Below are 25537 nucleotides of genomic sequence, written 5' to 3' on the forward strand. Positions count from 1 at the left end.
GGCATCACCCCGGCCGCACCGCCGACGGCGTCGGGCCGAAGGCGTCGGCGAGGCTGGTCAGGACGGAGCCGGACCAAGCGGTCTCGCCGAAGACGCCGCCCGGCAGGGCGAGCACGCCGTACGCGCGGCGGAGCGTCTCCGCCGGGATGTCGACCGGGAAGAAGTAGTTGCCCGGGCAGGTCCGGCTCCCCGGCGCGACCGCCCCGAGCACGTCGGCCGGCAGTCGGTCGAACAACCGCTCGGCCCGTACGGCCAGTTCGGCGGCGACGTGCCCGGGCACGTCGCCGTGCACGGTCAGCAGGCGGTCGGCGAGCCTCAGCTGCTCGGGCGTCGGCGGGTCCGCCCGGAACGAGTCGGCCAGTTCGGCCTGCTCCGGACCCAGCAGGACCACGCCGAACGTGCGCGGCCAGAGCCATCCCTTGGTGACCGAGTGCAGCAGGACCGCACGACCGGTGTCCAGCAACCGCCGCGTGCCGGCGGCGAACGGCGCACCCAGGTCGTAGACGCCGTCGATCAGCAGGCGCCGGTGCGGTGACTCCCGCAGCCAGGCGATCACCTCGGCGCACTCGGCGTCGGACAGGTACCGGCCGAGCGGCTTGCTGGGGTTGGCGAGCAGCAGGTACTCGGGCCGGTCGTCCGCCGGCGCCCCCGGCAGGACCGGTGCCGGCAGCGTCGGGTAGGACGCGGGCGCCAGGCCCGCGGCGCGGGCCAGCTCGAAGTAGACCGGGTACACGTCCGCGGGCAGCCACACCCTCGCCCGCACGGCGCGCAGCCGGCGGAACACCACGTCGAGCCCGTGGCGGACCCCTCGACAGACCATGGCGCGACCGGACCACTCCTCCGGCAGCTCGTAGCGCCGCAGCCAGGCACGGGCGAGATCGCACCGGTGCACCGTACGCGCGTCGTCCGGCGGTTCCGGCCGCATCGGCGCGAGCGCCCGGTACAGGTTGGTCTCGGCGGCGTCCAGCAGCGACGGGGACGCGTCGAGCTGCCGCTGCCGGAAGTCCTGGAACTCGTCGAACCTCACGCCATCGCCCCTTCCGGCAGGATCTCGCTGGCCCGGTCCTCCAGGGAGGCGTAGCAGCGCCCGTCGGCCAGGACGTTCCAGCTGCGGGCGACCCCGCTGGTGCGCTCCCAGAGCAGGCTGGGCTCCGTGTAGGCGGCGATCCGCATCGGCCGGCCGTCCCAGCTGCCGCGGTAGACCGGCGCACCCCAGGGCAGGCGGCTCGCGAGTTCGAAGCCGTGCTGCTCGGCGAACCCGGTGACGACGGACAGCGACACCTGGTTCTCCCGGCTCCAGACGTTGGCGGCGCGGTCGAAGTAGAGCGACTCGGTGCTGGTGGAGACATAGAGCTCCTTGAAGCAGACCTCCTCGACACCCAGGGCCGCGGCCCACGAGAGGTAGTCGGCGACGCCGGCCGCGTCGGCCACGCCGCCGCGCTGGAGCACGCAGATGAGCCGTGTCAGCAGCGACGGCCAGCGGTCGCGTTCCACCCGCCAGGTGTCGATCACCGAGCCCACCGGCGTGCGCAGCGCCATCAGCCGCTCGCTGACGGCGTCGTCCTGGTGGTGCCGGGAGACCGCCAGCACGCTCAGGCCTGCAGCGCCCAGGGCTGCCAGCCGGTCGGCCCGGTCGGCGTGCCCGCCCTTCGCCAGGGTGTGCGCGTTGGTGATCAGGACGACCTTCGGGAAGGCCGCCGAGCAGGCGGACACCAGCCGCAGCTGCTGGTCGAAGGGTATGAGCGTGGGCTCCCCGCCGCCGGTGATCACCGCACGCTCGGCGCCCGCCGCACGGGCGCGCTCCAGCCAGTGGGCGACCGCGTCCCACGGGACCCGGGCCGGCGCCTGGTCACTGGAGATCGACGCCGCGGAGAAGCAGAACGAGCACCGGGCCTGGCAGGCGGAGGCGACCGGCAGCAGCGAGACCGAGCGCGGTCTCAGGTCGGCGTAGTGACGATCTGCCGATCCGTGCAGACGCAGGGAGGCCGCCATCGCGTCCTCGACGGTCGTCGGGCGCAGCGTGAGCCCGTCGCCCGCTTCGCTCGCGGTGGCCGGGTCGGCGGGGGTGGCCGGGTCGGCCGGGTCGGCGGGGTCGTTGGGGCCGTTGGGGCCGTTGGGGCTGTCCGCGTGGTCGAGTTCGTGGACGGCTGACAGCAGGATGCGGGCCTCGTGCAGTTCCATGCCGAGGCCGGTCGCCGCGTTGGGCACCAGCTCGTCGGGGTCCACCGCGGTCTCCAGCACCAGCAGCCGGTCGCCCGGGATGGCCAGCCGCTCCAGCAGGCGTCGTGCCTTGCCGACGCCGATGCCCAACTCCGCACGGGTCAGCAGGTGGAACCGGTCGGGATGGGTGCTCTCCGGGATGCCCGCCTTGCCGTAGGCGAAGGCGTACTTGTCGAAGCCCCTGGCGAAGTTCGACAGCACGATGACGTGGAAGCGCCGGTCGCTACGTTTCATCGGGTCATCATGCACGACCGGCTCTCGCGTGCGAGCTGCTCGATCCGATGATCCCGGACGGCTTCCCCACCGGCCGGACGATCCGCACGAGGGGCCGCCGCGTTCGCCGCAACCGACCCCGCGGCCGCCCCGGCTCTGCATCCCCGTGAACTCTTGACCGCAATGTACTTTGCATTGCAAAGTTGACGGGCCGTCGGAGGGGCCGACGGCACCGAGGGGGTGGAGCGTGACCACACTGCAGCAGGGCGGCCCGGCCGAGTTGCTGGCCGCCACGAACGGGCTGCGGGCGAGGGCCAGGAGCCGACTGAGCGGGGCGGGAGTCCCGCTGCTCGGCCTGGGCCTGCTCGCGCTGGCGGCCATACCGGTCGCCGGGCAGGCCTTCAACTTCGGCGCCAACGGGCGGGACATCACCTCCTATCCGGCCTTCGCCTACGCCCAACTGACCGGCCTGTGCGTGCCGCACGCCCCCGGAGCCGCCTGCGAGAAGGACGAGTTCGCCGGGGCGGTGCTCCGCTGCCTGGCCTGGGGCGTCTGGTTCGCACTGCTCCCGCTGGCCTGGTTCGCCCTGGCCCGCTGGTACCGGCGGCGCGGCGAGGCCCGCGGGATCGTCCCGCGCCGCACGACCTGGCTGGGCGCCACGGCCGGAGTCGGCGCGCTGGCCGCCGCCGTGGTGCTCGCGCGGGTCCTCGTCGACAGCCGGCGCTTCGACCTCGGCCTCCTGGTGAACACCTACGCCTCGCCCTGGTACGTCCTCGGTGTCGGCCTGTTCGTCCTCGGCCTGGCCGAACGCAGCCCGCTGGTGGCCGGCGCCGGCCTCCTCCACACCGCACTGCTCAGCGCCTACCTCTCGGCCCCGTGGGAGAGCGGCTGGCTGCCGTGGCTCGACCGGTCCGACGGCTGGACCGACCGCCCGGAGCTGAAGGCCCTCCTGCTGGCGGCGATCCCGCTGGCCGCAGGCCTGGCGCAGTGGACCGCCGGGCGCCGACGAACTGCGGCATCCCGTACGGTCACCCCATGAGCGTTGCCGACGAAACCGAGGAACAGCACCCGACCCTGTCGCTGGACGACACCGTCCACCAACGGGTCCGGCTCGGGATCCTCACCATCGCCCGCGAGGCCGACCAGGTGGACTTCGGTTTCCTCAAGGAGCAACTCGGCGCCACCGACGGCAACCTGTCCCGCCATCTGAAGGTCCTGGAGGACTCCGGCCTCGTCACCGTCACCAAGGGCTACGCCGGCCGCCGCCCCCGGACCTGGGTCGCCATGACCCCGCGCGGCGCCGAGGCGCTCGACCGCGAACTCCGGGCCCTGCGCGAACTCGTCCGCCGCCTCGACGCGGCCGCGGCGAGCGGGCGGCAGGAGTAGGGAGGGGGAAGTCGGCCCGGCCGACTTCCCACTCACGCCCGTCGGCGACGGCGGGAGCCCGGCACGGCGGGGTGGCGCCGGACATGCGCGCAGGAGCCCGCACGGGCCGGGCCGGGCAAGCGGGCCAAGCCCGCGAAGGGCCGGGTGTGCGAAGGGCCAGGCCCGCGAAGGGCCGGGCGTACGAAGGGCCCCGCTCGTTCGTGGAGACGAACGGGCGGGGCCCTCGGGCCGGTCGGCCGGCTAGCTCACCGAGGAGTAGGCGATGATGCCGCGGCGCAGGCCGTCGACGGCCTTGCGGGCGGTCTTGCGCAGTTCGGCGTCCGAGCCGGCGGCGTCCTGGATCTGACCGAGGACGTCGATCAGCTGCTTCGTCCAGCGGACGAAGTCGCCGGCCGGCATGTCGGCGTCGCGCAGCACCTGGTCCAGGCTGTGGCCGAGCGCCCAGCGGTAGGCGGCCCAGGCGAAGCCCAGGTCGGGTTCGCGCTGGCCGACGCCCTCGGCGGTGTTGATCCGGTGCTGCTCCTCCAGGGCGTCCAGGTGGCCCCAGATCCGGACCATCTGGCCGAGCGCCTCCTTGGCCGCGCCCTCCGGCACCCGGGGGGCGACGGCGTCGTCGGACTGGCGGGCCTCGTACACCAACGCCGAGGCGCAGGCGGCGAGTTCGGCGGCGGCCAGGCCGCTCCAGACGCCCTCGCGGATGCATTCGGAGGCGAGCAGGTCGAGTTCGCCGTAGAGGCGGCCGAGCCGCTTGCCGTCGTCGGTGACGGTGTCGCCGCTCAGGTAGCCGAGGTCGGTGAGCAGGGCGCAGACCCGGTCGAAGGTGCGGGCGATGGTGTGGGTGCGCGAGCGCATCCGGCGTTCCAGCAACTCGGTGTCGCGGTGCAGCCGGTGGTAGCGCTCGGCCCAGCGGGCGTGGTCCTCGCGGTCGGAGCAGCCGTGGACGGGGTGCTGGCGCAGCTCGGTCCGCAGCCGGGTGATCTCCGGGTCGTCGGCGGCGGCCGCGCGGCCGCGGCGGAACCGCTCGGGCTCCAGGTGGCCGGCCTTGGTGCGCAGGGCCGAGGCGAGGTCGCGGCGGGACTGCGGGCTGCGCGGGTTGAAGGACTTGGGGATGCGGACGCGCTCGATCGCGGCGACCGGGTGCGGGAAGTCGATCATGGCGAGCCGCTTGACCTGGCGCTCGGCGGTGAGCACCACCGGGCGCGGGCCGTCCTGGAAGTCGGGGTGGCGCCGGCTGCCCCGGCCGGAGCGGTCGACCGGCGGCAGGCCCGGGTCGAGGACCAGGGCGAGGCCGGCGAACTTGCCGGTGGGGACGTGGATGACGTCGCCCGGCTTGAGCTGCTCGATGGACTCGACGGCGGCCGCACGGCGCTGACTGCTGCCCTCACGGGCCAGCTCGTTCTCGCGGTCCTTGAGCCGGCGGCGCAGGTCCATGTACTCGTCGAAGTCGCCGAGGTGGCAGGTCATGGACTCGCGGTAGCCCTCCAGCCCCTCCTCGTTGCGCTGCACCTGGCGGGCGATGCCGACGACCGAGCGGTCCGCCTGGAACTGGGCGAAGGAGGTCTCCAGCAGCTCGCGCGAGCGGTGCCGGCCGAACTGGGAGACCAGGTTGACGGCCATGTTGTAGGAGGGCCGGAACGAGGACTTCAGCGGGTAGGTGCGGGTGCCGGCCAGGCCGGCCAGCGCCTCCGGGTCCAGGCCGCGCTGCCAGAGCACCACGGCGTGGCCCTCGACGTCGATGCCGCGCCGCCCGGCCCGGCCGGTGAGCTGGGTGTACTCGCCGGGGGTGATGTCGGCGTGGGTCTCGCCGTTCCACTTGACCAGCTTCTCCATGACCACCGAGCGGGCGGGCATGTTGATGCCGAGCGCCAGGGTCTCGGTCGCGAAGACGGCCTTGACCAGGCCCTTCACGAAGAGCTCCTCGACGACCTCCTTGAACCGGGGCAGCATCCCGGCGTGGTGGGCGGCGATGCCGCGCTCCAGCCCGTCCAGCCACTCGAAGTAGCCGAGGACGTGCAGGTCCTCGTCGGGGATGTCGGCGCAGCGCTCCTCGACGATCGCGCGGACCCGGGCGCGGTCGGCGTCCTTGTTGAGCCGCAGCCCGGAGCTGAGGCACTGCTGGACGGCGGCCTCGCAGCCGGCCCGGCTGAAGATGAAGGTGATCGCGGGCAGCAGGCCCTCGGCGTCGAGCCGGTCGATGACGTCCACCCGGCCCGGCGTCCAGACCCGGCCGGGGCGGCCGTTGGGCATCGAGCGGCCGCGGCCGCGCCCGAAGCGGTCGCGGGGGTTGCGGTCGAGCTCGGAGCGGGCCAGCCGGACCAGCTCCGGGTTGACGGCCTTGCCGGGGTTCTTCAGGTTGTGCTTGGGCCGGCCGTCGCGGTCGGGGTCGGCGAACAGGTCGTACATCCGGTTGCCGGCCATCACGTGCTGCCACAGCGGCACCGGGCGGGTCTCGGAGACGATCACCTTGGTGCCGCCGCGCACGGTGTCCAGCCAGTCGCCGAACTCCTCGGCGTTGGAGACGGTCGCGGAGAGCGAGACGAGGGTGACCGACTCGGGGAGGTGGATGATGACCTCCTCCCAGACGGCGCCGCGGAAGCGGTCGGCGAGGTAGTGGACCTCGTCCATCACGACGTAGCCGAGGCCGTCGAGGGTGCTGGAGCCCGCGTAGAGCATGTTGCGCAGCACCTCGGTGGTCATGACCACCACGGGGGCGTCGCCGTTGACGGTGTTGTCGCCGGTGAGCAGGCCGACCTTGGCGGCGCCGTAGCGCTTGACCAGGTCCCCGTACTTCTGGTTCGACAGCGCCTTGATCGGCGTGGTGTAGAAGCACTTGCGCCCGGCGGCCAGGGCCAGGTGCACGGCGAACTCGCCGACGATGGTCTTCCCGGAGCCGGTCGGGGCGGCGACCAGGACGCCCGAGCCGGCCTCCAGCGTCTCGCAGGCCTCCAGCTGGAACTCGTCCAGCGGGAAGTCGTACAGCTGCTGGAAGCCGTGCAGGGCGGTGGCCTGCTCCTTGGCCCGGCGACGGCTGGCCGCGTACGCCTCGGCAGGGCTGAGCTCCCGGTCGTCCTGGAGCTCTGGATCGGGGGTGTTCATCGCCGTCCGGGTGTGGTTGGTGTGATCTCGCATCTCAGCGAGAGGTTACCCGGGAGGACCGACATCGATAGCACCGTTTTTTCGCGGTGCGATCGCCCGCGGGATCACGACGGGACGGGCTCCGGGAGCACGCCCGGAGTGCCCGCGGGATCATCACGGGATCAGTTCTCTCTCAGATCCATAGTTGCAAATGTCTTCAAGTGATCACGGATCGGCCGTCTTCGGTCGTCTTCGATCATCGGCGGTGAAACGCCGTCCACACTCCGTACCTTCGTCGTCACAGCCACCAACACGCGGGAGGACAACGACGATGGCGAACCTGGAGACGTCCCTCAAGGAGGCCATGTCGATCGACGGCGCGATCGGCGTCGCCCTGGTCGACTACGGCAGCGGCATGGCGCTCGGCAGCCTCGGCGACGGCGGGGAGCTGGACCTCAACGTCGCCGCGGCCGGGAACACCGACGTGGTCCGCGCCAAGATGCGGGCGATGGAGATGCTCAACCTGCACGACAACGAGATCGAGGACATCCTGATCAGCCTGACCAACCAGTACCACATGGTCCGGCCGATCACGACGCCGAGCGGCCGCGGCCTCTTCCTGTTCCTCGCGCTCAACCGCAGCCGCTCCAACCTGGCGATGGCCCGCCACAAGCTCAAGCGGATCGAGGTCTCGCTGGAGATCTGACACCCGGACCGACACCAGGAAGGGGGGCCTCGTGACGGTGGCGCTCTACCAGGCGAAGGCCGAGTTCTTCCGGATGCTCGGCCATCCCGTCCGGATCCGGGTGCTGGAACTGCTGCAGGCCGGACCGACGCCCGTCCGCGCCCTGCTCGCCGAGCTGGACGTCGAACCCTCCAGCCTCTCCCAACAACTCGCGGTGCTGCGCCGGTCCGGCATCGTCACGGCCACCCGGGAGGGCAGCACGGTGGTCTACGCGCTGGCCGGCGGGGAGGTCGCCGAGCTGCTGCGGACCGCCCGGCGGATCCTCACCGGGATGCTCGCCGACCGGAACCTGCTGCTCGCGGAGTTGCGGGGGGACGACGGGGGCGAGGGCGCGGACCGGCCCCTGAGCCGGTCCGCCGGGCACTGAGCCGGTCCGCCGGTCAGGAGCCGGCCCGCCGGGCAGGAGCCGGCCCGGAGCCGACCGTGAGCCGGCCCGCTACCCCTTGAGCAGCGCGGCGAGCCCGTCCGCCAGCCGCTCGTACTCCTGCGGCCGGTTGTACAGCTGCGCGCTGATCCGCAGCAGCCCGCCGCCGTCCCACGGGCGGACGGCGATCCGGGTGCCGAGCCGCCGCCACACCTCGGCCATCAGCGCCTTCGCCGCCGCCTCGCTCTCGCACCGGCCGACCGGCAGCCGGACGGTGCGCATCCACACCCCGGGGGTGGCCGGCAGCGGGCGCAGTCCGGCCCGCTCGACCAGCACCCGCTGCCCGTACGCGGCGAGCGCGGTGTTGTGGCCGGCCACCGCCTCCGGGCCGAGCGCGCGCAGCAGCTCGAAGCCGGCCGGGGCGGCGAGCCAGGGCGTGTAGTCGCAGGTGCCGCGCCACTCGACGCTGCCCGGGAAGCCCTTGTCGTGCTCCCAGGAGAGGGCCAGCGGGCGCACCCGCGCCGTCCACTCGGGGCGGACGGCGAGCACGCCGGTGGCGCGCGGGGCGAAGGCCCACTTGTGCAGGTTGCCGAACCAGAAGTCGGCGTTCGGGTCGGCCGGGGCGGGCAGCATGCCGGGCGCGTGGGCGCCGTCCACGACCGTGACCACGCCGAGCGCGCGGAGTTCGGCGAGCAGCGCCGGGCCGGCCACCAGGCGGGCGCTGGGCGAGGTGAGCTGGTCGAGGACGGCGACGGTGGTGCGGCCGTCGACGGCGGCCAGCACCGCGTCGCGGACGGCCGCCTCGTCCGGGGCGTCCAGGGGCAGCTCCGCGACGTGGAGTTCGGCGCCGGTCTCGGCGGCCTTGCGGGCCACGGCCTCGGTGACGGCGCCGTAGCCGTGGTCGGTGACCAGGATCCGGTCGCCGGGGGCGAAGGGGATGCTGTCCAGGGCGATCGCCACGGCCTCGGTGACGTTGGTGACCAGGGCGAGGCGCCGCGGGTCGGTGGCGAGGTCGGCCGCGAGCGCCGTCCGGGCCCGGCCGATCCGGGCGGGCAGGTCGGCGAAGAAGCCGTCCGGGTCCAGCTCGTGCTCCGTGCGCAGTTCCTCCTGGGCCCGCTGCACCGGCACCGGGACCGCGCCGTACGAGCCGTGGTTGAGGTGCGCCGTGCCCGCCGACACGCTGAACAGGCCGTCGGCGGCGGGCAGCGGGGCGGGGGGTTCGGCGGTCCACAGGTCCTCGATCACGGCGTCCCTCCCTGGTCGCCCACCGGGCGACTGATGTGTGACATTTCACATGACAGACTACTGGTCGGGGCACGCACCGCGCGACCACGATCGGGCCGTGACCATCACCGACGCCTTCCTTGCCCTCAGTGCCCGTACCGGCCGGTTCACCTTCGGCGCGCCGCGCGCGTACACGCTCGCCGAGGACGGTACCCAGCTGCTGCTGCTCCGCTCCAGCGGTCCCGAGGACCCGGTCGACCGCCTCCACCTGCTGGACACCGCCACCGGCGAGGAGCGCACGGTCGCGGACCCGGCCGCACTGCTGCCCGGCCGCACCGGCCGCCGCGACGACCTGCCCGTCGTCGAGCGCCGGCTGCGCGAGCGCACCCGGCTGGTCGCCGCCGGGATCGGCACGTACGCGGCCACCGCCGACCTCTCGGTCGCCGTCTTCACCCTCGACGGCCGGCTCTTCCGCACCGACACCGCCGACGGCACCAGCGACGAACTCCCGGTCGCCGGGCCCGCGTTCGACCCCCGGCCGGACGCCACCGGCCAGCGCGTCGCCTACGTCGCCGACGACGCGCTGTACGTCACCCCCGGCCTCGAACCGCTCTCCCCCGCCGACGGCGCCCGCTGGGGCGTCGCCGAGTTCGCCGCCGCCGAGGAGCTCGGCCGCGCCCGGGGCCACTGGTGGCGCCCGGACGGCGGCGCGCTGCTGGCCGCCCGGGTGGACGAATCCGCCCTCCCCCGGCGGCACTTCGCCGACCCGGCCCGCCCCGCCGAGGCGCCCGAGGACTTCGCCTACCCGCAGGCCGGCGGCCCCAACGCGGACGTCCAGCTCTGGGTCCTCGGCCTCGACGGCGGGCGGGTCCGGCTGCGCTGGGACGCCGACGCCCACCCCTACCTCTGCGCCGCCTCCTGGGCCTCCGACCACGAGGTGCTGCTCACCGTCGCCGACCGCCTGCAGCAGAACGTGCTGCTGCTCGGCGCCGACCCCGCCACCGGCGAGACCCGCGAACTCTCCCGCACCACCGACGAGTTCTGGGTGGACGACCTCCCCGGCACCCCCGACCGGCTGCCCGACGGCCGGATGCTCACCGTGCACGACACCCCGCAGGCCCGCGGCCTCGCCCTGGACGGCAAGCCGCTGGACACCACCGGTCTGCAGATCCGCCGGGTGGTCGGACGGCTGCGCGGCCGACTGCTCTGCGAGACCGGCCAGGGCGACCCCGCCGACCAGTACGTCCACCTGATCGACCCGGACGGCGGCGCACCCGAACTCCTCACCGCCGGCCCCGGCGTGCACTCCGCCCTCGCCGCCGCCGGCACCCTGCTGCTCACCTCGGCCTCCGCCGACGGGATCCGCCGCCGCGTCCTGCTCGACGGCCTGCCCGACGGCCGCGAGCTGCCGCTCGCCGACCTGAGCGCCACGCTGCCGTACCCGGTCCGCCCCCGGCTCGCCCGGGTCACCGAACGCGGCCTGCCGACCGCCGTCGTCCACCCGCGCGACCACGTGCCCGGCCGCCGGCTGCCCGTCCTGCTGGACGTCTACGGCGGCCCCGGCCACCAGGCGGTGGCCAACGAGCCGCGCCGCTGGCAGCTCCGCCAGTGGTGGGCCGACCAGGGCTTCGCCGTGGTCACCACCGACAACCGCGGCACCCCGTTCGTCTCCCCGGACTTCACCCGGGCGATCTTCCGCCGCTTCTCCCAGGCGGCCCTGGACGACCAGGTCGACGCCCTGCGCGCACTCGCCGCGCACCACCCGGACCTCGACCTCGGCCGGGTCGGCGTGCGCGGCTGGTCCTACGGCGGCTACTTCGCCGCACTCGCCGTGCTGCGCCGCCCGGACGTCTTCCACGCCGCGTGCGCGGGCGCCCCGCCCACCGACTTCCGGCAGTACGACACCGCGTACACCGAGCGCTACCTCGGCCTGCCGCAGGACAACCCCGAGGGCTACGCCGACGACTGCCTGCTCACCGACGCGCCCGGGCTGACCAGGCCGCTGCTGCTGATCCACGGCCTGGCCGACGACAACGTCCACCCCTCGCACACCCTGCTGCTCTCCCAGGCGCTCACCAGGGCCGGTCGCGCGCACGCGGTGCTGCCGCTGCCGGGCGTCACCCACATGACGCCGGACGGGACGAACGAGCAGCTGACCCTGGCCGAACTCGCCTTCCTCCGGGCGTCCCTGGGCTGACCGGGCGCTCCCGGCCGATCCGTTGCGCCGCCCGGGCCGGACTGTCACACTCCGCGTGACCGCCGCCCCGCCCGGGCGGCGCAGCGAACGGGGAGAGTGCACGGATGAGGATCGACAGACCCGGCCCGGTCGGTCGGCGGCAGTGGACGCCGCTGACCGCGGGCAACGCCGGCATCGCCTTCGGGCTGGAGCTCGCCATGCTGGCGGCGCTCTGCTACTGGGGGTTCAGGACCGGCTCCACGCTGGGCACCCGGCTGCTGCTGGGGCTCGGCGCGCCGGCGCTGGCGGCCACCGTCTGGGGCCTGTTCCTGGCCGCGGGCGGGCCGAAGTTCCCGCTGCCGGTCGGCGCGGAGATCGTGCTCAAGCTGGTGACGCTGGGCACGGCGGCCGCCGCCCTGTACGCCACCGGGCGGACCACCCTGGCACTGGTGTACGGCGTGCTGGTGGTGGTCAGCGTGGCCGTCGAGTACACCGTCCGCTGACGGCGGGGCCGTTGCCGGGAGCGGCCCCGACGACAGCGGCCCCGACGGGAAGGGCTGCGGCAAGAAGGGCTGCGGCAAGAAGGGCCGTGGCAAGAAGGGCCTTCGACGGCAAGCCGGCTGACGGACCGGCAGGTGGGAGGCAGCGGACCGGCAGCCGCGGGGCGATCCGTTGAGTTCGGCCGACCGGGCTGGAACACTCCGCTTGACGGCCGTCCGGCCCCCGGACGGCGCAGGAGTCGAGGGGTCTCGGCGGCACGCGTCGGGGCACCACGGCGGGGAGAGCGCGCGGATGACGATCGACGGACCCGGCCCGGCGGAGCGCCGACTGCGCAGGTCGCTGGCCACGGCCGGCACCGAACTCGGCTTCGGGGTGCAGCTCGCGAGCCTGGCGGCGCTCTGCTACTGGGGCTTCCGGACCGGCGACGGCCTGGGCCTCCGGCTGCTGCTGGGCCTCGGCGTGCCGGCCGCGGCCCGCGCGGTCTGGGACGTGTTCCTGGCCGAGCGCCGGGCGAAGGTCGAACTGCCGCTCGCCGCACGGCTGGTGCTCAAGCTGGTGCTCCTGGGCGCGGCGGCCGTCGCGCTGCACGCCACCGGACTGACCACCCTGGCGGCGGTGTTCGCCGCGCTGGTGGTCTTCAGCCTGGCCCTGGACTTCGGCAACGGCTGACCCGGCGGCACGGGCCGTACGGAGAAGGGGCGTCGCACCTGCGGGTGCGGCGCCCCTTCCGCTTGCCCCGGACCCCTTCCACGTGACCCGTGACATGTGAAATATTACCTGCGCTTCACCGACCGACACCCGGAACACCCCCATCCCCCGGAAAGGACCGGTCAGTTGCGCAGACTGTCCGCGGCCCTCGCTGCCGCGCTCACCACGAGCGCGATAGCGGCCACCCTGCTGGGCACCCCCGCCCAGGCCGCTCCCCCGCCGCCCCTCACCGTGACCGCCGCCGCGGCCGCCGACGCCGCCCCGCAGGGCGCCGAGGCCCCGCCCGCGCCCCTCGTCCCGCAGGAACGCGAGCGCCAGGCGCTCCGCAGCAAGGCCCTTGAGCAGCTCAACAAGGGCACCGTCGCCAAGAGCGCCGACAAGCGGGCCCCGGCCAAGGTGAGGATCGGCAACGACTACGTCCAACTGGCGCACCAGCGCACCGACAAGGTCTTCGTGATCCTCGCCCAGTTCGGCGACCAGGTCGACGACACGACCCAGTGGAACGGCCAGCCGCGCTACGGCGGCACCCCCGGCCCGCGCCACGACCAGATCCCGAAGCCGGGCAAGGACGACAACCACACCCTGTGGTCACCGGACTTCGACCGCGCGTACTACCAGAAGATGTTCTTCGACGACACGCCCGGCTCCGTGTCAATGCGCAACTACTACCGCACCCAGTCCTCGGGCCGGTACGACGTCGAGGGCACCGTCAGCGACTGGGTCACCGTCCCGTACAACGAGGCCCGCTACGGCAGCAACAAGGGCCCGCAGGGCTCCGGCGCCTGGACCCAGGCCCAGGAGTTCGTCCGGGACGCCGTCAAGGCCTGGTACGACGGCGAGGTCGCCAAGGGCCGCAGCGTGGCGGACATCAAGGCCCAGCTCGCCCAGTACGACGTCTACGACCGCTACGACCACGACAAGGACGGCGAGTTCGACCAGCCCGACGGCTACCTCGACAACGTCATCGTGGTGCACGCCGGCGTGGACGAGACCTGGGGCGGCGGCGCCCAGGGCGCCGACGCGCTGTGGGCGCACCGCAGTTGGGCCTTCCCCGACGCGACCGGGCAGACCGGTCCGGAGGGCGACAGGATCGGCGGCGCTCCCGTCGGCGACACCGGCCTGTACGTCTACGACTACGTCCAGGGCGGCGAGAACAGCGGCGTCGGCCTGTTCGCCCACGAGTACGGCCACAATCTGGGCCTGCCCGACCTGTACGGCACCACGGGCGGCGACAACAGCGTCAACTTCTGGTCGCTGATGTCCTCCGGCTCCTACCTCGGCAAGGGCCCCAACACCACCGGCGGCTACCCGGGCGACCTCGACGCCTGGAGCAAGCTGCAGTTCGGCTGGCTCAACTACGACGAGGCGCAGGCCGCCACCCGCTCCAGCCACGCCCTCGGGGTGAGCAGCTACAACACCGACCAGGCGCAGGCCGTCCTCGTCCACCTGCCCGACGGCACCACCAGCACCGACCTCGCCGACCCGTACGAGGGCGGCAAGCAGTGGTGGAGCGACACCGGCGACAACCTCGACAACTCCCTCGCCCGGGACGTCGACCTGCGCACCGCCGCCGGACCGGCCGCCCTCGACGCGGCGGTCTGGTACGACACCGAGCAGGACTACGACTTCCTCACCGTCGAGGCCTCCACCGACCAGGGCAAGCACTGGACCGCCCTCGGCGGCACCGTGGACGGCGCACCGATCGGCAACACCAGCGCCAACACCCCGGGGCTCAGCGGCAGTTCGGGCAGCTACCGGAAGCTGCACATCCCGCTGGACGGCTACCTCGGCCGGCAGGTCCGGCTGCGCGTCCACGCCACCTCGGACGGCAACACCCACGGCCGCGGCGTGCTCGTCGACGCCGTGAAGCTCACCGCCGGCGGCAGCGAGCTGTTCTCCGACGGCGCCGAGAACGGCACCGGCGGCTGGACGGTCAGCGGCTTCACGGTCATCACCGGCCGCACCGCCGTCAAGCAGCACCCGCGCGCCTACCTCGCCGAGAACCGCCGCTACACCGGCTACGGGGCGTTCCTGAAGACCGGCCCGTACAACTTCGGCTACACCGGCGTCACCGGCAAGGCCAACGTGGTCGACAACTACCCCTACCAGGAGGGCGTCCTGCTGTGGCTCTGGGACACCTCCTACGGTGACAACAACACCAAGGACCACCCCGGCGGCGGGCTCATCCTGCCGATCGACGCCCACCCGGCGGCGATCCGCTTCGCCGACGGGACGCTGGTCAACGGGCGGGCGCAGACCTTCGACGCCACCTTCTCGCTCAAGCCGACCACGCCGTTCACCCTGCACAAGGGCGGGGTCGCGGTGCGGATCCCGGCCGAGCCGGCCGTCCCGGCGTTCGACGACCACAGCGGGGTGTACGCCGACCCGGCCACGCCGCAGCTGACCGTGAAGGTGCCGGACACCAACACGCGGATCGAGGTCGTCCGGGAGTCCCAGGGCGGACGGATCACCACCGTCCGGGTGGGCCCGGCCTCCTGAGACGGACGGACGCGCGCCGGCCCCGGATCCCCCCGACGAAGGGGATCCGGGGCCGGTCCTCGTCCCTCACCGCCCGGGGCGGCGGGCGGTGAGCGCGGCCGTGGCCACGCCGAACACGGTGATCGCGGCGATCCCGAAGGTCATGTACCGGGCCGAGTCGACCGGGCTGTCCGCGCCCAGGTTGACCAGGGTGCCCGCCAGCGCGGACGTCACCGAGAAGGCGATCAGCTGGGTGGTGTTGATCGCCGCGGCGGCCTTGCCGCCCTCGGCCGGGTCGCTGCTGCTGCGCATCGCGGCCACGCTCAGGTGCGGGAAGGCCAGCCCGATCCCGGTGCCGGCGACGAACAGCGCCACCGCCCACAGCACCACCCGCAGGCCGGAGGCGTGCCCGGTCTGCAGCAGCCCGTAGGCCAGCAGACCGGCGACCAGCACCAGCGGGGCGGTCCGGATCGCCCGGGCCCGGCCGTGCACCGACTCGATGCCGACGCTGAACAGCTGGGCCGTCGTCCAGCCCGCCGACACCGCGGCGCCGAGGAAACCGGCCACCAGCGGGCCGAGGCCGCCCAGCTCCTGGCCGAACAGCGGGATGAAGTTCTCCGCCACCACGCCGGCGCACAGCACCGCGACGGTCAGGTAGAGCCACTTCAGGGGGTTCCCGGCCCGGTAGGTCTGCCCGGGCAGGACCGTCGCCGCGCCGCCGCGCCGCTCGACCGCCACGAAGCCCACCAGCAGCGCCAGACCGGCGAGGATGCAGACCGCCGTCGGGCCGCCGCTCGGGACGGTCGAGCTGACGCTGAACGCGGCCGCCGCCAGGGTGAGCAGCAGCAGCGAGGGCAGCGGCACCGGGCCGCTCCCCGCCCCCTCCCCGGACCGCTCGGAGCGGCCGGGCAGCACCCGGCGGGCCAGCACGGCCAGCACCAGTGCGGCGACCAGCAGCAGGACGTACGCCCCGCGCCACGCCCCGAGCTGGGCGAACAGCCCGCCCAGCGACGGCCCGACCAGGGTGCCGACGCCCCACATCGCGGAGACCAGCCCGGCGGCCCTGGTCCACAGCCGCTCCGGCAGGGCGCTGCGGATCACGGCGTAGCCGAGTCCGGCGACCAGACCGCCGCCGAGGCCCTGCACCACCCGGCCGAGGATCAGCGCCGGCATCGAGGGGCTGAGCGCGTTGAGCACCGCGCCCGCGCCGAACACCAGGAAGCCCAGGACGTACGCCCGGGCGGCGCCCAGCCGGTCCAGCAGCCGGCTGACCAGCATCGAGGCGATGACGGCGGCCATCAGGAAGCCGGTGGCCACCCACGCGTAGTAACGGCCGCCGCCGATGTCGGCCACGATCGAGGGCATCAGCGCCGCGGTGAAGTAGAGGTTCATCGCGTACAGCGCGACACCGCCCGCGAGGATCGAGGCGGGGGCTGCGTATCGTCGGGAGAACAGTTCGCGCCATCCGCCGGAGGTCCCCTCGGACGGCGACTCCGCTGGGTAACTGTCCAGCTGAGCAACGGTCGTGTCAGTCTTCACGGCAGATGATCGGGTCATGTCCGGTACCGTAGAACTTCAAGAGAACTTGAAGTCAAGGAGTCGCCATGACCACCGCACCGGTCGACCTGCTGAGCGTCGGGGAGGTGGCCCGGCGGGCCGGGATCGCCACCTCGGCGGTGCGCTTCTACGAGGACCAGGGGCTGATCTCCTCCGAGCGGTCGGCCGGCAACCAGCGCCGCTACCGGCGGCACGTGCTGCGCCGGATCTCGCTCATCCTGGTCGCCAAGCGGCTCGGCATCCCGCTCAGCGAGGTCGCCGAGGTCTTCACCGGCCTCCCCGAGGACCGGATGCCCGGCAAGCACGACTGGGAGCGCATCTCGCTCCGCTGGGCCGAGCAACTGCGCGCCCGCCGGCTGGAGCTGGAGCGGCTGGAGGGCGAGCTGACCGGCTGCATCGGCTGCGGCTGCGTGTCGCTGCGCCGCTGCCGGGTGCTCAACCCCGGCGACGAACTGGCCGCCGAGGGGCCCGGCCCGCGCCTCCTGCTGCCGGAGGAGTGAGGGACCGGGCTGGTGAGCACGTGCGTGAGCGGGCGGGCGAGCGGCCGGGCGAGCGGGCGCGTGAGCGGGCGAGCGGGCGGGCGCGTGAGCGGGCGAGCGGGCGGGCGCGTGAGCGGGCGAGCGGGCGGGCGCGTGAGCGGGCGAGCGGGCGGGACCGGTTGGAACCCGGTCGGACGCGGCCCTCGTAGGGTTCCCCGCCGCGCCCGACCGGGGGTCTCGGTGCCCGGCTCACACCGCCGGGCGGCCCCGGCTCACACCTCCGGGAAGTGGCAGGCCGCCTCCCGGGTACCCGGGCCGGCGATCCGCAGCAGCGGCCGCTCCGTCCGGCACAGCTCCTGCGCCTTGGGGCAGCGCGGGTGGAAGGTGCACCCGGGCGGCGGGGCGGCCGGGCTCGGCGGGTCGCCGAGCAGCACGATCCGCTCCCTGGTCCGCTCCGCCTCCGGGTCCGGCAGCGGGACCGCGGAGAGCAGCGCCCTGGTGTACGGGTGCGCGGGGCTGCCGTAGACGTCGGCCTTGTCGCCGATCTCCACGATCCGGCCCAGGTACATCACCGCGACCCGGTCGCAGACCCGCTTGACCACCGAGAGGTCGTGCGCGATGAACACGTACGCCAGGCCGAGCTCCTGCTGGAGCCGCTCCATCAGGTTGACCACCTGGGCCTGGATGGACACGTCCAGCGCGGAGACCGGCTCGTCGGCGATCACCAGCCGCGGCGAGGTGGCCAGCGAGCGGGCGATCCCGATGCGCTGTGCCTGACCGCCGGAGAACTCGTGCGGGTAGCGGTCCAGGTGCTCGGGGATCAGCCCGACCAGCTCCATCAGCTCGGCGGCCCGCTTGCGCGCGGCCGCCGCGCTCTCGCCCTGGACGAGCAGCGGCTCGGAGATGATCCGGGACACCGTCTGCCGGGGGTTGAGCGAGGAGTACGGGTCCTGGAAGACCATCTGCAGGTCGCGCCGGTGCGGGCGCAGCCGGGCCTGGGAGAGCCCGCCGATCTCGGTGCCGTCGAAGGTGACGGTGCCCGAGGTCGGGTCGAGCAGCCGGACGATCATCCGGCCGGTGGTGGACTTGCCGCAGCCGGACTCGCCGACCAGGCCGAGCGTCTCCCCCGCGCCGACGTCGAAGCTGACGCCGTCCACGGCCCGGACCGGCGCTCCGGGCCGCCCGGTGCGGCTGCGCCGGCCGGGGAAGGTCTTCACCAAGTCCCGTACGGACAGCAGCGGTTCCTTCGTCCCGGCGGTTCCGGTCGTCCCCCTCGCTCCGGTCGTGCCGGCGGGTCCGGTCGTCCCTCCGGTTCCGGTCGTCCCGGCGGATCCGGTCATCACAGCACCCCTTCCGGCACCAGCGGCAGGTGGCAGGCGGCCTGGTGGCCGGGGGCGAGCGGGCCGAGCGTGGGACGCTCGGCCAGGCAGCGGGCGTGCTCCTCGGCGGACGCGGCGGTGGTGCGGGCGCAGCGCGGGGCGAAGGAGCAGCCGGGGGCGGGGGCGATCAGCGACGGCGGGCTGCCGGGGATGGCCCGCAGCGGGGCGTCGTCGGTGTCGTCCAGGCGCGGCAGCGAGTCCAGCAGACCGCGGGTGTACGGGTGCGCGGGCTGCGCGAACAGCCGGTCCACCGGGGCCTGTTCGGCCGCCCGGCCGCCGTACATGACCAGCACCTCGTGGGCGACCCGGGCGACCACGCCGAGGTCGTGGGTGATCATCACGACACCGAGGCCGCGCTCCTGCTGGATCCGGGCGATCAGGTCGAGGATCTGCGCCTGGACGGTGACGTCGAGCGCCGTGGTGGGCTCGTCGGCGATCAGCAGGTCGGGTTCGCAGGCCAGTGCCATGGCGATCATGACGCGCTGGCGCATGCCCCCGGAGAACTGGTGCGGGTACTCGTCGACCCGGCGGGCCGGCTCGGGGATGCCGACCTCGGCCAGCATCTCCACCGCGCGGGCCCGGCCCGCCTTGCGGTTGGCCCTGAAGTGCACCCGGTAGTGCTCGGCGATCTGCTCGCCGACGGTGTAGAAGGGGTGCAGGCTGGACAGCGGATCCTGGAAGATCATCGCGATCCGACGGCCCCGGACGGCGCCGAGTTCCTTCTCCCCGAGCCCGTTCAGCTCCTGCCCGTGCAGCCGGATCGAGCCGGTGACGGCGGCGCCGCGGTGCAGGCCCATGACGGCCAGCGAGGTGACGGACTTCCCGCTGCCCGACTCACCGACCAGGCCGAGGGTGCGCCCGGCCTCGACGGCGAAGGAGATGCCGTCCACCGCCCGGACCGTCCCCCGGGGCGTGGCGAAGGCGACCCTGAGGTCCTCGACCTCCAGCAATGCGGTCATCAGTACCTCACTCTCGGGTCGACGAACGCGTAGAGCAGGTCGACCAGCAGGTTCGCCGCGACGATGAAGAAGGCCGCGAGCAGGGTGACGCCGAGGATGACGGGCTGGTCGGAACGGCCCAGGCCGTCGTAGAACAGCCGGCCGACGCCCGGCAGGCCGAAGATGGACTCCGTGATGACGGCACCGGCCAGCAGGCCGCCGAGGTCCATGCCGAAGAGGGTGAGGATCGGCGTCATCCCGGCGCGCAGCCCGTGCTTGACGGTGACCGTCCGCGCCGGCAGGCCCTTGGCCCGGGCGGTGCGGATGTACGGCTCGGCCATCGCCTCGATCATCGAGTTGCGGCTCTGCCGGGCGTACATCGCCGCGTACAGCAGGGCCAGGGCGGTCCACGGCAGCAGCAGGTTGGAGGCCCAGGTGAAGGGGTTCTCGGTGAACTGGTGGTAGGAGGGGTAGGGCAGCAGCCCGGCCGTCCTGACGACGCCCCAGATCAGCATGATCGAGGTGAAGTAGACCGGCAGCGAGGCGGTGCCGACGGAGAGCACCATCAGCGTCCGGTCGACCGGCCGGCCCTTGCGCAGCGCCGAGGTGACGCCCGCGCCGAGGCCGAGGACCAGCCAGAGCACGGCCGCGCCGAGGGCCAGCGAGACGGAGACCGGCAGACGGTCGGTCAGCAGGTCCCACACCGGGAGCCCGTACTCGTAGGAGTAGCCGAGGCAGGGGAAGCCGCAGTGCACGGCGCTGGGCCCGGAGCCGTAGTCGCGGCCGGCGAAGATGCCGCCGAGGTAGGCGAGGAACTGGTCCCAGACCGGTTTGTCCAGGCCCATCGCGGCCTTGACGTCGGCCAGCCGCTCGGGGCTGCAGGTCTTGCCGCAGGCCGCCGCGGCCGGGTCGTTGGGCAGCAGGTAGAAGATGGTGAAGGTGATGGCGCAGATGGCGAGCAGGATGCCCGCCACGCCGAGCAGCCGGCGGCCGAGGTAGAGGATCACGACCGGCCTCCCCGGGGGTCGAGGATGTCGCGCAGCGCGTCCCCGAGCAGGGTGAAGGCGAGCACGGCGAGGAACAGGAAAGCGGTCGGGATCAGGAAGTACGTCGGGTCGGTCTCGTAGTGCACGATGCTCTCGGCGATCATCTGGCCCCAGGACGGGGTCGGCGGGCGGACGCCCACGCCGAGGTAGCTGAGCGCGGCCTCGGTGGCGATCATGCCGGGGACGAGCAGCGTGGTGTAGGCGATGATCGGGCCGGAGACGTTCGGCAGGATCTCCCGGGTGAGGATCCGCCAGGACCGGGCGCCGCCGACCTTGGCGGCCTCGACGTACTCGCGGTGCTTGAGCGACAGCGTCTGGCCGCGGACCACGCGGGCGATGCCGGGCCAGGTGAACAGGCCGATCACCAGGGTGATCAGCAGGATCCGGTTGACGTCCTTGGCCACCGACATCATCGCGATCATGAAGATCAGCGAGGGGAAGGACATCGTGAGGTCCATCAGCCGGGACAGCAGCGCGTCGGTGCGGCCGCCGAAGTAGCCGGCGGCGATCCCGGCCAGGGTGCCGGCGACCACGACGACCGCGGTCGCGGTGAAGGCGATCAGCAGGGACACCTGCCCGCCGTGCAGCACCCGGGCGAACAGGTCGCGCCCGGTGATCGGCTCGACGCCCAGCCAGTGCCGGGTGCTGATGCCGCCGAAGTCGCCCCGGGGCAGGCCGCCCAGGTACGGGTCCACGGCGCGTTTGTCGAACTCCTCGGGGGACCAGCCGCCGAGCGAGCCCAGCGGCCCGGCCAGGGCGGCGGCCAGGACCAGCACGCCGACCGTGATCAGCCCGAACCGGGCCGAGCCCCTGGCCCACAGCTGGTCCCCGACCTGCCGCCACGGCCCGCGCCCGGCGCTCTTCGCGGCGCCCGCCGCCGTGGCGTCGGCCACGGCGACGGGCTCAGTGGTGGTACTCATCGCTGCCGGCCCCTCAGCCCTTGCCCTTGGCGGGGTCCTTGAGGCCGACCACGGCGAGGTCGATCATGCCGGCGTAGCCGGAGTTGCCGAACGCACCGGCCACGTTGGTGCCCACCAGCAGGGGGCGGCGCTGCCACATCAGCGGCACGGCCGGGGCCTTCTTCATCAGGTCCTCGTCCAGCTGCTGCCAGGCCTTGTTGGCCTCGTTGACGTCCGTCATGGCCGCGATCTGGTCCATCCGGTCCATCGTGGCCTGGTCGCGGAACTGGCTCCAGTTGCCCTGGTTGCCCTTCTCCTTGATGGTCCGTCCGTCGAACAGGAACGGGAAGAAGGTGGCGGCGGACGGGTAGTCCGGACACCAGCCCTGGATGATCAGATCGGGGGCGTTCTTGATGTCGCCGACGGTGTCGGTGAAGGCCGACGGGTCCGTGGTGTTGACGGTGACCTGCACGCCGACCTTGGCCAGCGACTGCTGGATCGCCTCGGCGCGGGTCTTGTCGCCGAGCGAGACGGTGAGCGTGACCTTCAGGTCGGTCTTGCCCGCCTCCTTGAGCAGCGCCTTGGCCTTCTCCGGGTCGCCGGCCGCCGGGATCTTCAGCGGGTCGGCCTTGACGCCGCCGGTCAGCGACGGCGGCAGGTAGGAGGTCGCCACGTCGGTCACCGCCGGGCCGCCGAAGGCCGTCACCTGCGCCTCGCGGTCGACCGCCCACATCATCGCCTCGCGCACCTTCGGGTCGTCGAAGGGCGCCTTGGCGGTGTTCATGAACAGCATGTCGGTGCAGCCGGTGCGCTCGGCCGCCATGCGGGCCCTGACGTCCGCCTTGGGCATCACCTTGGCGACGGTCTCGTGCTGCATCCAGGGCATGTTGATGGCGTTGGCGTCGGCGCCGTCGCTGGCGATGATCCGGTCGTCGGCCTGGCCGCCCTTGATGCCCTGGGTGACCACGACCTTGTCCGGGTAGGCCTTGCGGACGGTGTCGGTGGCCTGGTCCCAGTTGGTGTTGCGGACCAGCACCAGCTGCTTGCCGCGGTCGTAGCTCTCGATCTTGTACGGGCCGGAGGAGAACGGCCGGGAGTCGTACTGGGTGCCCTTCTCCTGTGACTGCGGCACCGGGGAGAAGGTCGGCAGGGTGACGGTGTCCGAGAACTCGGCGACCGGGCGCTTCAGGTGGAAGACGATGGTCCTGTCGTCCGGCGTCTCGATGCTCGCCAGGTGCTCGCCCGTCAGCGGGCCCTTGTAGTTCTCGCCGCCCGCCAGGTACTGGATCGCGTAGTCGGGGCCGCCGGTGAGGTCCGGGGAGAAGGACCGCTCGACGTTGTACTTGATGTCGGCGGACTTGATCGGGCTGCCGTCCTCGTACTTGAGGCCCTCCTTGAGGGTGAAGGTCCACACCTTGCCGCCCTCGGAGGACTTGCCCAGGTCGGTGGCGAGGTCCGGGACGATCTCGCTGCCGGCGGCACCCGGTTCGGACTTGAAGGTGGTCAGGGTGCGGTAGAGCAGCCGGGTCCCGAAGTCCATGTGCGGGACGGTCCAGTTGCGGGCCGGGTCGAGGTGGGCGAAGTCCTGGTTGGTCAGGACGGTGAGGGTGCCGCCCTTGGCCGGCGTCCCGCCGATGATCGAGCCGCTCTCCGCGCCCGGGCCCTTGGTGCTCGACGGGGCCGCGTCACCGCCGCTGTCGCTCTTGTCGTTCGTGCAGGCCCCGAGGCCGAGGGTGAGGGTCGCCGCGAGGGCCGCCGCGAGGGCGGCGTGGGTGCGCCTGGTCATGTGCAACTCCGCTGTGGGGGGCCTGATCCGGCCGCTCCGCTGTGTGACCCGTAACATAGTAATGTGAAATTGCACTGCACAAGAGGTGACGCCGCCCGTTACCGAGCTGTGTCCGTGCTCGCGCCCCGCCCGTGCCCGCGCCACACATCTCCCCAGCCCCACCTAGGAGTTCACCGGTGACCCTCCGCCAGACCGGCCTCGCCACCGGGAGCCACGACCTCCCGGTCACCCCCGCCCTCGCCGCCTTCATGGGCACCCGATGGGCCGCCACCCCGCTCCCCGCCGACCGCCGCGTCCCCGGACACGACCGCTTCCCCGGCCGCCGAGCCCGCCTCTCCGCCGCCTTCCCCGGCGAACGGCTGATCGTCCCGGCCGGCCGGCTCAAGGTCCGCTGCAACGACCTCGACCACCGCTTCCGCCCGCACAGCGCCTACGTCTGGCTCACCGGACTCACCGGCGAGGACCAGGCCGACCACGTCCTCGTCCTCGAACCGGCCGGCCCCGAGGGCCACGAGCCGGTCCTCTACCTGCGCCCCCGCTCCCCCCGCGACGGCGGCGAGTTCTACCGCGACCGCCGCTACGGCGAGTTCTGGGTCGGCCCCCGGCCCGACCTCGGCGAAGCCGCCCGGCTCACCGGGGTGCGCACCCGACACCTCGACGACCTGGACACCCTGCTCGCCGGCCCCCAGCCGCCCACCCGGGTCCTGGCCGGCACCGACGCCCTGGTCGACGAGGCCACCGGGCGTCCCGGCCCCTACGCCCACCCGGACGGCGAACTGGCCGCCGTGCTCTCCGAGTTGCGCCTGGTCAAGGACGAGTGGGAGGTCGGCCAGCTACAGCTCGCCGTCGACCACACCGTCACCGGCTTCGAGGACGTCGTCCGCGCCCTGCCCACCGCACTGCGCCACCACCGCGGCGAACGCTGGATCGAAGGCGTCTTCGACCTGCGCGCCCGCGCCGAGGGCAACGGCACCGCCTACACCACCATCGCCGCCTCCGGCGCCCACGCCTGCGTCCTGCACTGGATCCGCAACGACGGCGCCCTCGACCCGAACTCCCTGCTCCTGCTGGACGCCGGCGTCGAGACCGACACCCTCTACGCCGCCGACATCACCCGCACCCTCCCGCTCGGCGGCACCTTCACCCCCGTCCAGCGCCAGGCCTACGAGCTCGTCCTCGCCGCCCAGAGCGCCGGCATCGCCGCCCTGCGCCCCGGCGCCCGCTTCCGCGACTTCCACCGCGCGGCGATGCGGGTCATCGCCGAGGGCCTCGCCGGCTGGGGCGTCCTGCGCGTCCCCGCCGACCAGGCCCTCGCCGAGGACAACGGCCTGTACCGCCGCTACACCCTCTGCGGCAGCGGCCACATGCTCGGCCTCGACTACCACGACTGCGCCGCGTCCCGCGCCGACCGCTACCTCGACGGCGTCCTGGAGGCGGGCATGGTCCTCACCGTCGAACCCGGCCTCTACCTCCAACCCGACGACGAGACCCTCCCCGTCGAGCTCCGCGGCCTCGGCATCCGCATCGAGGACGACCTCGTGATCACGGAGGACGGCGCCCACCTGATGTCGGGCGCCCTCCCGAGGACGGTCAGGGACATCGAGGCCTGGATGGCCACCCTGCTGGCGTGAGGCCGCAGGCCGGGGCCGGAGCGGACGATCAGGCCACCTTGATCGTCCGCTCGCCCTGGCGAACCGCCACCTCGACCTCACCGCCGATCGCGGCGGCGTACGCGCGCAGGTTGTCCAGGCTGTCCACCTGGCCGTGTTCGATCTGCGACACCCGCGCCTGGCTCACCCCCATCAGTCCTGCTACCTGCTTCTGGGTCAGTCCAGCCGCCTTCCGCAGCTCAGCCAGCTCGTGGCCGCGAATCCGCGCCAGCGTCTCCTGCCGGATCCGCACCCGATCGGCCTCCGCTTCGGGCGAGGCCAGCCACGGGTTGATGCGCTGAGCCTCAGCCCACACCTCGGTCCAACTACGACCCTTCACGCGCTCTCTCCCTTGTCCTTCTCGTCGACGTACTGCTCATAGCGGGCTTCCGCCAGCGGGATGTTGACGTCATACCATCGGGACCATTCCCCGCCCTTGTCTCCCGCGACGAGGATGATCGCCGCCCGCTCGGCGTCGAAGACGAAGAGCATCCGAATCTCCGTACGCCCAGCCGAGCCAGGCCTCAGTTCTTTCAGGTTGTGCAGCTTGCTTCCGTGAATACGGTCCACCAGCGGACGCCCCAGCAGCGGTCCTCGCCGCGCCAGCATCATGATCGCGTCGGCAATCTGGTTCGCCGTATCCGGATCCTTGCGACAGATGTCCAGGAACCAGTCATTCACCGCATCGAAGAGCGTGATCTCCCACATGGATGA

General features: G+C 73.2%; 22 protein-coding genes. 10 read left to right on the forward strand and 12 right to left on the reverse strand.

The annotated features are described in order from the left end of the window. Window positions 1–4: 4 nt before the first annotated feature. Window positions 5–1027, reverse strand: coding sequence for an aminotransferase class I/II-fold pyridoxal phosphate-dependent enzyme (locus ABT048_RS25435; RefSeq protein ID WP_350523796.1), 1023 nt, complete (start codon window positions 1025–1027; stop codon window positions 5–7). Continuing rightward, entirely contained in the window at window positions 1024–2454 is a 1431-nt protein-coding gene (locus ABT048_RS25440; RefSeq protein ID WP_350523797.1) for a radical SAM protein, read from the reverse strand. Before ABT048_RS25440 ends, ABT048_RS25435 begins: the two co-directional genes overlap by 4 nt. 226 nt (window positions 2455–2680) lie before the next feature. Here ABT048_RS25440 and ABT048_RS25445 point away from each other — a divergent pair, with 226 nt between their 5' ends. Beyond that, the gene (locus tag ABT048_RS25445) at window positions 2681–3472 is read left to right on the forward strand and encodes a hypothetical protein (protein WP_350523798.1); all 792 of its coding nucleotides are present in this window, start codon (window positions 2681–2683) and stop codon (window positions 3470–3472) included. Next, window positions 3469–3819 (forward strand): winged helix-turn-helix domain-containing protein, encoded by a 351-nt coding sequence (locus tag ABT048_RS25450; protein WP_350523799.1) that lies wholly within the window; start codon window positions 3469–3471, stop codon window positions 3817–3819. The genes ABT048_RS25445 and ABT048_RS25450 overlap by 4 nt, the downstream gene beginning before the upstream one ends. 240 nt (window positions 3820–4059) lie before the next feature. Here ABT048_RS25450 and ABT048_RS25455 read toward each other — a convergent pair whose 3' ends face one another. Beyond that, window positions 4060–6915, reverse strand: coding sequence for a DEAD/DEAH box helicase (locus ABT048_RS25455; protein ID WP_350523880.1), 2856 nt, complete (start codon window positions 6913–6915; stop codon window positions 4060–4062). 310 nt (window positions 6916–7225) lie between these two features. Here ABT048_RS25455 and ABT048_RS25460 point away from each other — a divergent pair, with 310 nt between their 5' ends. Both ABT048_RS25460 and ABT048_RS25465 read left to right on the forward strand, forming a co-directional pair. Next, window positions 7226–7600: a hypothetical protein gene (locus tag ABT048_RS25460; protein WP_350523800.1), complete on the forward strand. Its 375-nt coding sequence runs from the start codon at window positions 7226–7228 to the stop codon at window positions 7598–7600. A 31-nt stretch (window positions 7601–7631) separates the two neighbouring features. Next, window positions 7632–8006: an ArsR/SmtB family transcription factor gene (locus tag ABT048_RS25465; protein WP_350523801.1), complete on the forward strand. Its 375-nt coding sequence runs from the start codon at window positions 7632–7634 to the stop codon at window positions 8004–8006. Between the two features lie 69 nt (window positions 8007–8075). Here the strand turns inward: ABT048_RS25465 and ABT048_RS25470 are convergent, their stop codons facing one another. After that, on the reverse strand, window positions 8076–9248 hold the full coding sequence (locus ABT048_RS25470) for an aminotransferase class V-fold PLP-dependent enzyme (protein WP_350523802.1): 1173 nt from the start codon (window positions 9246–9248) through the stop codon (window positions 8076–8078). Between the two features lie 97 nt (window positions 9249–9345). Between ABT048_RS25470 and ABT048_RS25475 the strand changes: the two genes are divergently transcribed. The 4 genes from ABT048_RS25475 to ABT048_RS25490 all read left to right on the forward strand — a co-directional run bounded on the left by ABT048_RS25475 (window position 9346) and on the right by ABT048_RS25490 (window position 15111). After that, window positions 9346–11424 carry a S9 family peptidase gene (locus tag ABT048_RS25475; protein ID WP_350523803.1) on the forward strand — a complete coding sequence of 693 codons (2079 nt, stop codon included), beginning with the start codon at window positions 9346–9348 and terminating at the stop codon, window positions 11422–11424. 104 nt (window positions 11425–11528) lie between these two features. Further along, window positions 11529–11906, forward strand: coding sequence for a YrdB family protein (locus ABT048_RS25480; protein ID WP_350523804.1), 378 nt, complete (start codon window positions 11529–11531; stop codon window positions 11904–11906). Window positions 11907–12195: 289 nt separating this feature from the next. Next, the gene (locus tag ABT048_RS25485; protein ID WP_350523805.1) at window positions 12196–12573 is read left to right on the forward strand and encodes a YrdB family protein; all 378 of its coding nucleotides are present in this window, start codon (window positions 12196–12198) and stop codon (window positions 12571–12573) included. Between the two features lie 165 nt (window positions 12574–12738). Continuing rightward, window positions 12739–15111 (forward strand): immune inhibitor A domain-containing protein, encoded by a 2373-nt coding sequence (locus tag ABT048_RS25490; protein ID WP_350523806.1) that lies wholly within the window; start codon window positions 12739–12741, stop codon window positions 15109–15111. Between the two features lie 66 nt (window positions 15112–15177). Here the strand turns inward: ABT048_RS25490 and ABT048_RS25495 are convergent, their stop codons facing one another. Further along, window positions 15178–16629 (reverse strand): MFS transporter, encoded by a 1452-nt coding sequence (locus ABT048_RS25495; RefSeq protein WP_350523807.1) that lies wholly within the window; start codon window positions 16627–16629, stop codon window positions 15178–15180. 65 nt (window positions 16630–16694) lie between these two features. Here ABT048_RS25495 and soxR point away from each other — a divergent pair, with 65 nt between their 5' ends. Next, entirely contained in the window at window positions 16695–17147 is a 453-nt protein-coding gene (gene soxR / locus ABT048_RS25500) for a redox-sensitive transcriptional activator SoxR (protein ID WP_350523808.1), read from the forward strand. Between the two features lie 251 nt (window positions 17148–17398). Here soxR and ABT048_RS25505 read toward each other — a convergent pair whose 3' ends face one another. From ABT048_RS25505 to ABT048_RS25525, 5 genes are read right to left on the reverse strand one after another with little or no spacing between them, the layout of a single operon-like run. After that, entirely contained in the window at window positions 17399–18466 is a 1068-nt protein-coding gene (locus ABT048_RS25505; protein WP_350523809.1) for an ABC transporter ATP-binding protein, read from the reverse strand. Then, a complete protein-coding gene (locus ABT048_RS25510; RefSeq protein WP_350523810.1) occupies window positions 18466–19464 on the reverse strand; it encodes an ABC transporter ATP-binding protein in 999 nt (332 codons plus the stop codon). Before ABT048_RS25510 ends, ABT048_RS25505 begins: the two co-directional genes overlap by 1 nt. Then, entirely contained in the window at window positions 19464–20450 is a 987-nt protein-coding gene (locus ABT048_RS25515; RefSeq protein ID WP_350523811.1) for an ABC transporter permease, read from the reverse strand. The genes ABT048_RS25510 and ABT048_RS25515 overlap by 1 nt, the downstream gene beginning before the upstream one ends. Then, window positions 20447–21409 carry an ABC transporter permease gene (locus ABT048_RS25520; protein WP_350523812.1) on the reverse strand — a complete coding sequence of 321 codons (963 nt, stop codon included), beginning with the start codon at window positions 21407–21409 and terminating at the stop codon, window positions 20447–20449. The genes ABT048_RS25515 and ABT048_RS25520 overlap by 4 nt, the downstream gene beginning before the upstream one ends. A gap of 13 nt (window positions 21410–21422) precedes the next feature. After that, on the reverse strand, window positions 21423–23174 hold the full coding sequence (locus ABT048_RS25525; RefSeq protein WP_350523813.1) for an ABC transporter substrate-binding protein: 1752 nt from the start codon (window positions 23172–23174) through the stop codon (window positions 21423–21425). A gap of 176 nt (window positions 23175–23350) precedes the next feature. On the opposite strand from ABT048_RS25525, the gene ABT048_RS25530 reads away from it, so the two are divergent. Then, window positions 23351–24805 (forward strand): aminopeptidase P family protein, encoded by a 1455-nt coding sequence (locus tag ABT048_RS25530; protein ID WP_350523814.1) that lies wholly within the window; start codon window positions 23351–23353, stop codon window positions 24803–24805. Between the two features lie 28 nt (window positions 24806–24833). On the opposite strand, the gene ABT048_RS25535 is transcribed toward ABT048_RS25530, so the two are convergent. Further along, the gene (locus ABT048_RS25535) at window positions 24834–25163 is read right to left on the reverse strand and encodes a helix-turn-helix domain-containing protein (protein ID WP_350523815.1); all 330 of its coding nucleotides are present in this window, start codon (window positions 25161–25163) and stop codon (window positions 24834–24836) included. Continuing rightward, the gene (locus ABT048_RS25540; RefSeq protein WP_350523816.1) at window positions 25160–25531 is read right to left on the reverse strand and encodes a type II toxin-antitoxin system RelE/ParE family toxin; all 372 of its coding nucleotides are present in this window, start codon (window positions 25529–25531) and stop codon (window positions 25160–25162) included. The genes ABT048_RS25535 and ABT048_RS25540 overlap by 4 nt, the downstream gene beginning before the upstream one ends. Window positions 25532–25537: the final 6 nt, after the last annotated feature.

The organism is Kitasatospora sp. NPDC096140 (assembly GCF_040303045.1).
In the GTDB taxonomy this organism is placed as follows: Bacteria; Actinomycetota; Actinomycetes; order Streptomycetales; family Streptomycetaceae; genus Kitasatospora.